The 6,771-nt window shown below is 57.9% G+C and carries 6 protein-coding genes; 2 read left to right on the top strand and 4 right to left on the bottom strand.

Features of this window, described 5'->3' with window-relative positions:
* Positions 1-148 (bottom strand): universal stress protein (locus MCRY_RS01820; protein ID WP_176234486.1); only part of this gene is annotated, 148 nt, incomplete at its 3' end.
* Between the two features lie 310 nt (positions 149-458).
* Between MCRY_RS01820 and MCRY_RS01815 the strand changes: the two genes are divergently transcribed.
* Entirely contained in the window at positions 459-1,844 is a 1,386-nt protein-coding gene (locus MCRY_RS01815) for a cytochrome ubiquinol oxidase subunit I (protein ID WP_085627741.1), read from the top strand.
* A gap of 3 nt (positions 1,845-1,847) precedes the next feature.
* On the top strand, positions 1,848-2,858 hold the full coding sequence (locus MCRY_RS01810) for a cytochrome d ubiquinol oxidase subunit II (protein ID WP_085627740.1): 1,011 nt from the start codon (positions 1,848-1,850) through the stop codon (positions 2,856-2,858).
* Here the strand turns inward: MCRY_RS01810 and MCRY_RS01805 are convergent.
* The 3 genes from MCRY_RS01805 to MCRY_RS01795 all read right to left on the bottom strand — a co-directional run bounded on the left by MCRY_RS01805 (position 2,845) and on the right by MCRY_RS01795 (position 6,500).
* Positions 2,845-3,582 carry a metallophosphoesterase family protein gene (locus tag MCRY_RS01805; RefSeq protein ID WP_085627739.1) on the bottom strand — a complete coding sequence of 246 codons (738 nt, stop codon included), beginning with the start codon at positions 3,580-3,582 and terminating at the stop codon, positions 2,845-2,847. The genes MCRY_RS01810 and MCRY_RS01805 overlap by 14 nt on opposite strands.
* Before the next feature lie 69 nt (positions 3,583-3,651).
* On the bottom strand, positions 3,652-5,247 hold the full coding sequence (gene serA, locus MCRY_RS01800) for a phosphoglycerate dehydrogenase (RefSeq protein ID WP_085627738.1): 1,596 nt from the start codon (positions 5,245-5,247) through the stop codon (positions 3,652-3,654).
* 98 nt (positions 5,248-5,345) lie between these two features.
* Entirely contained in the window at positions 5,346-6,500 is a 1,155-nt protein-coding gene (locus tag MCRY_RS01795; RefSeq protein ID WP_085627737.1) for a phosphoserine transaminase, read from the bottom strand.
* Positions 6,501-6,771 lie beyond the last annotated feature (271 nt).

The raw sequence follows: 6,771 nt of genomic DNA, 5'->3' as shown, positions 1-6,771 counted from the left end.
GGGGTGTCAGGAAGGAATACGGCGACCATTCCAGAACGTGAACGATCAGGATACTTCCCCCTTGGGCCTGGGCCCGTGATACGGCGAAATCGAGAGCACGTTTCGCAACATCACTCCCGTCGTATCCCACGACAAATTTCTCAGACATAATATCCCCCTTTGGAGTGTTCCCGGTCTCAACGCCGGTGCCGACAATCTACCACCTACAGCAAAGGCCATTTGCCTCAATTCCTTGTTCCAGAGCGGTAAACGCTGCAAAGATCTGCCCCAGATCAGCTTATTTGCGCAAAATTGTCCCGAATCGCAGGAATTATCCGCACATCACAACCCTTGGGAGAGAGGCTTGCGAACACTGTCGTCACTTCCGGTGCGCAATGCTGTCGCAGGAGAGGGGAAACCTGCATCTGCGACCTATCTTACAAACTAACAGAAAAACGTGTTTCAAAGGATGGTCAATCATGGACACTCTCATCCTCTCTCGCATCCAGTTCGGTGCCAATATTTCGTTCCACATCCTGTTCCCAACGATCACGATCGCACTGGGTTGGGTTCTGCTTTTCTTCAAGCTGCGCTTTGCGCGAACCGGTGATCAGAAATGGGTCGACGCCTATCGCTTCTGGGTCAAGGTCTTTGCCCTCAGCTTCGCGATGGGCGTGGTGTCTGGCATCACCATGTCGTTCCAATTCGGCACCAACTGGCCGGGCTTTATGGAAAGCGTCGGCAACATCGCCGGGCCTCTCTTGGCTTACGAGGTGATGACCGCGTTCTTCCTTGAGGCGGTGTTCCTTGGGATCATGCTTTTCGGCATGTCCAAGGTGCCAAGTTGGTTGCACACTTTATCCACCTTTCTTGTGGCATTCGGCACCACCATGTCGGCGTTCTGGATTCTTGTCCTGAACAGCTGGATGCACACCCCAGCCGGGTTCGAGATGCGCGACGGCGTGGCCTTTGCGACCGATTGGTGGGCGATCATCTTCAATCCGTCCATGCCGTATCGCCTGGTGCACATGCTGCTTGCCTCTGGCTTGACCGTTGCCTTCCTGCTGGCTGGTCTGAGCGCGTTCCGCTGGCTGATCGGCGACCGGTCGAAGGGCGTGCGTGCAACGCTCAAGACGGGGATGACCATCGGTGCCGTTCTGATCCCGCTGCAAATTCTCGCAGGCGATTTCCACGGATTGAACACGCTGGAGCATCAGCCGCAGAAAGTGGCTGCGATGGAAGGCAACTGGGAAACCGGGCCGAACGTGCCGCTGGTTCTGTTCGGCATTCCAAACGAGGAAACCCGCTCGACCGATTTTGAAATCGCGATTCCGAATGGGGCATCGCTCATTCTCAAGCATTCGCCAGATGGCGTTGTGCCGGGTCTCAACGATTTTGTTCTGGAAGACGGCACCATACAGCATCCGCCCGTAGCGCCCGTGTTCTTTAGCTTCCGCATCATGGTGGCAACCGGCATGGCAATGCTGCTGCTCAGCTGGGCCAGCGTGTTCTTCATGGCCCGCAAGAAACGCGGTGTCGAAGGGCTACCCAAGCCGCTGCTCTGGGCAATGGTGCCCATGGCCTTCTCGGGCTGGGTTGCCACTTTGGCCGGTTGGTACACAACCGAGATCGGCCGTCAGCCGTGGCTTGTTCAAGGCGTTCTGACCACTGAGGCCGCCGTGGCCGATGTACCTGCCCCCATGGTCGCATCTACGCTGATCGTCTATCTCGCGATCTATGCGGCATTGCTTGCGGCCTATGTCGGCGTGCTTTTCTACCTTGCGCGCAAGGCCGCCAAAGGCGAACCGCTTGGGTCGCGCGTTCCAAGCGCGTCCGAAGCTCAAGTCACTGTTGCGGCGGAGTAACCCATGTATCTGTTCGGAGACCCCGCCACTTGGCTGCCCTTGGCTTTTGCCGCTCTGCTAGGACTGTCCATTCTCATCTATGTTGTTCTGGACGGGTTCGATCTGGGCGTTGGGGTCTTGTTCCCCTTCGCCGAGCAGGATGAAAAGGACCGCATGGTTGCCTCCATCGGCCCGTTCTGGGATGCCAATGAAACTTGGCTGGTTCTGGCTATCGGTATCCTGCTGGTCGCTTTTCCAACGGCACACGGCACCATCCTGACAGCGCTTTACCTGCCGGTGGCGGTGATGCTGGTCGGGTTGATCCTGAGGGGTGTATCGTTCGAATTCAGGGTAAAGGCGCCTGCCCATCACAAAAAAGCGTGGGATGGAGCATTCTATATCGGCTCGATGATGACCTCACTCAGCCAAGGCTACATGCTGGGCATGTATATCATGGGCCTTGAAGTGACCGCGTTCACTCTAGCCTTTTCGGCGGTGACCGCCGTTTTCCTGACCGTCGCCTACAGCTTTATCGGTGCAACCTGGCTGATCCTGAAAACCGAAGGCGCGCTGCAGTTGAAAGCCGTGGCGTGGTCCAAGGGCGGCATCTGGGGCGTCGTTCTGGGCATGGGCGCGGTGTCTCTGGCGTCGCCGTTCGTGAGCGAACGTATCTTCGACAAATGGTTCTCCATGCCCGAGTTCTTTTTGCTGTTGCCGCTTCCCCTGATGTCGGGTGCATTGATCGTCCTTTTGTGGCTGGCTTTGCGCCGCCTGCCCACCAGCGATGACAGCTTTGCGTGGTTTCCGTTCGCGGCTACCATCGTTCTGTTTGTACTGGGCTTTTTCGGGATGGCCTATTCGTTCTACCCATTCATCGTCCCCGACCAGCTGACCATCTACGAAGCCGCAAGTGCACCCGAAAGCCTGTTCATCATCCTGATCGGAACCCTGTTCGTTCTGCCAATGATCCTTGGCTACACTGCGCTGGCCTATACGGTGTTCCGGGGAAAAGCGACGGCGCTCAGCTACGACTAGGCAGATGCTTGCGCCCATTTGCGGTCAGGATAAAGACGTCTTCTCCCTCGAACCCGGCAACGGTTAGCGGGCGCCCATATCCGGCGCCGGTGTCCAAATTGATCCGATTGGCATAGCGTTCCGGTGCATCCACTGGTGTGTGACCATGCACGACCAAAGCGCCGTGATCACGTTTGTCACTGTGAAACTCTTGCCGAATCCACAGAAGATCATTCTCGGCCTGCTGGTCCAGAGGCACGCCGGGGCGAATACCCGCATGTGCAAAGAAGCGCCCGTCTTGGTGATGTGCCGTTTTCAACCCCCGCAGAAACGCCTTGTGTGTGTCGGGTACAGCCGCGTGCAAAAGCTCTGCAAGATCGGTTTTGCGAATGCGGTCAGGCAAGTAAACATCATAAGAGGCGATGGTTTCCGTGCCACCAATCGCCTGATGAAACCAGTGATAGCCCACCAACAGATGCGGATCGAAGCGCGGGCCTTCGGGATCAAGATACCATTCAAAGAACCGGTCATGATTACCCTTGAGGCACACCCAATCGCGCCCGTCCGCTAATCCGCGCACAAGCGTGTCGATCACACCTTTGCTGTCCGGCCCCCGATCAACATAATCACCTAGAAAAACAACCCGCGCATTGCGTCCACCATCGACATCTATCTGCGCCAGGGCAGTTTCCAACATGCCGAGTTGGCCATGAATATCGCCAATTGCGTATAAGGTTTGTGTCATGCGCGGTATGTCGCATGTGGTAGGGAGCGGCGCAATCAGAACCGCCCCCCAGTAAGTATGGCGTTCGCGTCAAGCGACGTCGAACTGCAATGGTTTAACCTGCCGGAACAATCCTGTCGCCTTGAGCTTGTCCACCACATTGGCGGGCACCGCTTCGTCGACATAGAGCAAGGCAATCGCCTCGCCCTTGGCGACCGAGCGACCCAATGTGAAGTTCGCAATGTTGACGCTGTTCTGGCCCAGGGTCATGCCCAGCGTCCCGATGATGCCCGGCACATCTTCGTTGGTGGTGTAGATCATGTGCTGGCCGATCTCGGCGTCGATATTGATGCCTTTGATCTGGATGAAGCGCGGTTTGCCATCGCTGAACACGGTGCCCGCAATCGAACGTTCCCGCTCGGACGTGACCACAGTCACCTTCACATAGCCGTCAAACGCACCGGATTTCGCCTGGTTGGTCGTGCTGATCTTGATGCCACGCTCTTTTGCGATGAGCGGTGCGCTGACCATGTTCACATCCGGGTTGACCCGCTTCATGATGCCCGCAATCGCCGAACAGTTCAGCGCTTCGAGGTTCATCTCGGACACCGACCCATCATAGAGGATGTTGATTGCCTTGATCGGCTCGTCAGTCATCTGGCCGATAAAGCTGCCAAGGTGATCCGCAAGCTTGATCCATGGGCCCATGATCTTGGCTTCCTCAGCCGTCACCGACGGCATATTGAGCGCGTTTTCCACAGCGCCGGTCAGCAGGTAGTTGGCCATCTGCTCGGCCACCTGAAGAGCGACGTTTTCCTGCGCTTCGGTTGTGGCGGCACCAAGGTGCGGGGTGCAGACAACGTTGGGCAGATTGAACAGCGGGTTCTCTGTCGCTGGTTCTTCGCTGAACACGTCAAACGCCGCACCTGCGACATGGCCGGATTTCAAAAGCTCTGCCAACGCGGCTTCGTCTACCAGACCGCCACGGGCGCAGTTGATGATCCGCACACCCTTCTTGGTCTTGGCAAGGTTTTCTGCCGACAGGATGTTGCGGGTCTGGTCGGTCAGCGGCACGTGCAGCGTGATGAAATCGGCACGCTTGAGCAGGTCTTCCAGTTCGACCTTTTCCACCTGCATCTGTTTGGCTTTGTCTTCACCGAGGAACGGATCGTAGGCGACGACCTTCATCTTGAGCCCACGGGCACGGTCGCAGACGATGCCACCGATATTGCCCGCACCGATCACACCCAGCGTCTTGCCGGTCAGTTCGACGCCCATGAATTTCGACTTTTCCCACTTGCCCGCATGGGTCGAGGCAGAGGCCTCTGGGATCTGACGCGCACAGGCGAACATCATCGCAATGGCATGTTCGGCGGTGGTGATCATGTTGCCGAAGGGCGTGTTCATGACGATCACGCCTTTTTTGGACGCGGCCTCCTTGTCCACATTGTCGGTGCCAATCCCGGCGCGGCCGATCACTTTGAGATTGGTCGCATTCTCGAGGATCGTCGGCGTGACCTTGGTGGCCGAGCGGATCGCCAGCCCGTCATACTGACCGATCACTTCGGCCAGCTTGTCTTTGTCTTTACCCAGATTGGGCTGGAAATCGACCTCGATGCCACGGTCTTTGAAGATTTGAACGGCAGCATCGGAGAGTTTGTCAGAGATGAGTACACGAGGGGCCATGTCGGTGGTCCTTTTGAATATCGGGGAAAGGTGCGTGGGATCACGCACCCTACAGGGAATGATGGGGAAAGGTGCGCGCGGGCGCGCACCGCGTGATATCAGGCTGCTTGCGCCAGCGCCTCGATCTCGGTGTGGAAGGCCCAATCAAGCCACGGCAACATCGCTTCGATGTCCGCAGTTTCGACCGTGCCACCACACCAGATGCGCAGACCAGCAGGCGCATCACGATACGCGCCGATGTCCAGCGCCACGCCTTCGGCTTCAAGCCGCTTGGCGACGGCCTTGGCAAAAGCCGCACCATCGGTGATCCGGTCATCGGTGAACTTCAAGCAGACCGAGGTATTGGAGCGCGTGGCGGGATCATCCGCAAGGTTCGCAATCCAGTCATTCGCCTCGCAGAAATCCCAAACAGCCTTCGCATTGGCATCTGCCCGCGCCATCAGCCCCTTGAGACCGCCGACCGACCGCGCCCAGTCAAGCGCTTGCAGGTAATCTTCAACCGCCAGCATCGACGGTGTGTTGATGGTTTCGCCGACAAAGATGCCTTCGATAAGCTTGCCGCCTTTGGTCATGCGGAAGATTTTCGGCATTGGCCACGCGGGTGTGTAAGACTCAAGCCGTTGGACCGCGCGCGGGCTTAGGATCAGCATGCCATGCGCCGCTTCGCCGCCCAGAACCTTCTGCCAAGAGAAGGTGGTCACATCCAACTTGTCCCAAGGCAAATCCTGCGCAAACGCCGCCGATGTGGCGTCGCAGATCGTCAGGCCTTCGCGGTCCGCCGGAATGGAATCGCCGTTGGGCATTCGCACACCCGAGGTGGTGCCGTTCCATGTGAAGACGACATCGGTGTCGTAATCGATCGAAGCCATATCGACGATTTGACCGTACTCGGCGGTTTTCACCTCGGCGTCTATCTTAAGCTGCTTGACCACATCCGTGACCCAGCCAGCACCAAAGGATTCCCAAGCAACCATCGTTGCCTTGCGTGCACCCAGCAGCGACCACATCGCCATTTCGACCGCACCGGTGTCGGATGCGGGTACGATGCCGATCTTGTAGTCGGCGGGCACCCCAAGCAGGTCCCGCGTCTCTTCGATCGCGGCTTTCAGCTTGGCCTTACCGACAGCAGCGCGGTGCGACCGGCCCAGCGGCGCGTCAGCGAGGTTGTCGAGTTTGAAAACCGGGGGTTTGGCACAGGGGCCAGAAGAAAAACGCGGGTTAGCCGGCCGCGTTGCCGGTTGTGCAATAGCCATTGATGCTATCCTTCCAGATAAGCGCCCCTCGTTGGGGAGGGGTGTCCCGCTGCTGCGTTTATGCGGGCCTCGCACGCCGCGCAAGTCGGAAAATGCGACCAATGTGACGCATTTGAAGTTCCGCACGAAACGCGCGTTGCGGATCGGAAACTTGGTTCCGTTTTACAAGTCCGGCGGCATCGGACGCGGCACGCAGAGCGTATTCGGAACAAGAAGGGGGTAGTTGTGCGGTTGTTCCATCTGGCCTTTTTGACGGGCCGTAGATACATCG

The sequence above is a fragment of the Marivita cryptomonadis genome (assembly GCF_002115725.1).
GTDB lineage: Bacteria > Pseudomonadota > Alphaproteobacteria > Rhodobacterales > Rhodobacteraceae > Marivita > Marivita cryptomonadis.
The sequence above is the reverse complement of the archived record's forward strand: the minus strand, read 5'-3'. Positions and strand labels throughout refer to the sequence as shown.

What these genes read in the sequence shown, in the direction of transcription:
- MCRY_RS01795 (WP_085627737.1), bottom strand. Translation starts at nt 6,500, where the DNA reads ATGGCTATTGCACAACCGGCAACGCGGCCGGCTAACCCGCGTTTTTCT.
- MCRY_RS01815 (WP_085627741.1), top strand. Translation starts at nt 459, where the DNA reads ATGGACACTCTCATCCTCTCTCGCATCCAGTTCGGTGCCAATATTTCG.
- MCRY_RS01810 (WP_085627740.1), top strand. Translation starts at nt 1,848, where the DNA reads ATGTATCTGTTCGGAGACCCCGCCACTTGGCTGCCCTTGGCTTTTGCC.
- MCRY_RS01805 (WP_085627739.1), bottom strand. Translation starts at nt 3,582, where the DNA reads ATGACACAAACCTTATACGCAATTGGCGATATTCATGGCCAACTCGGC.
- serA (WP_085627738.1), bottom strand. Translation starts at nt 5,247, where the DNA reads ATGGCCCCTCGTGTACTCATCTCTGACAAACTCTCCGATGCTGCCGTT.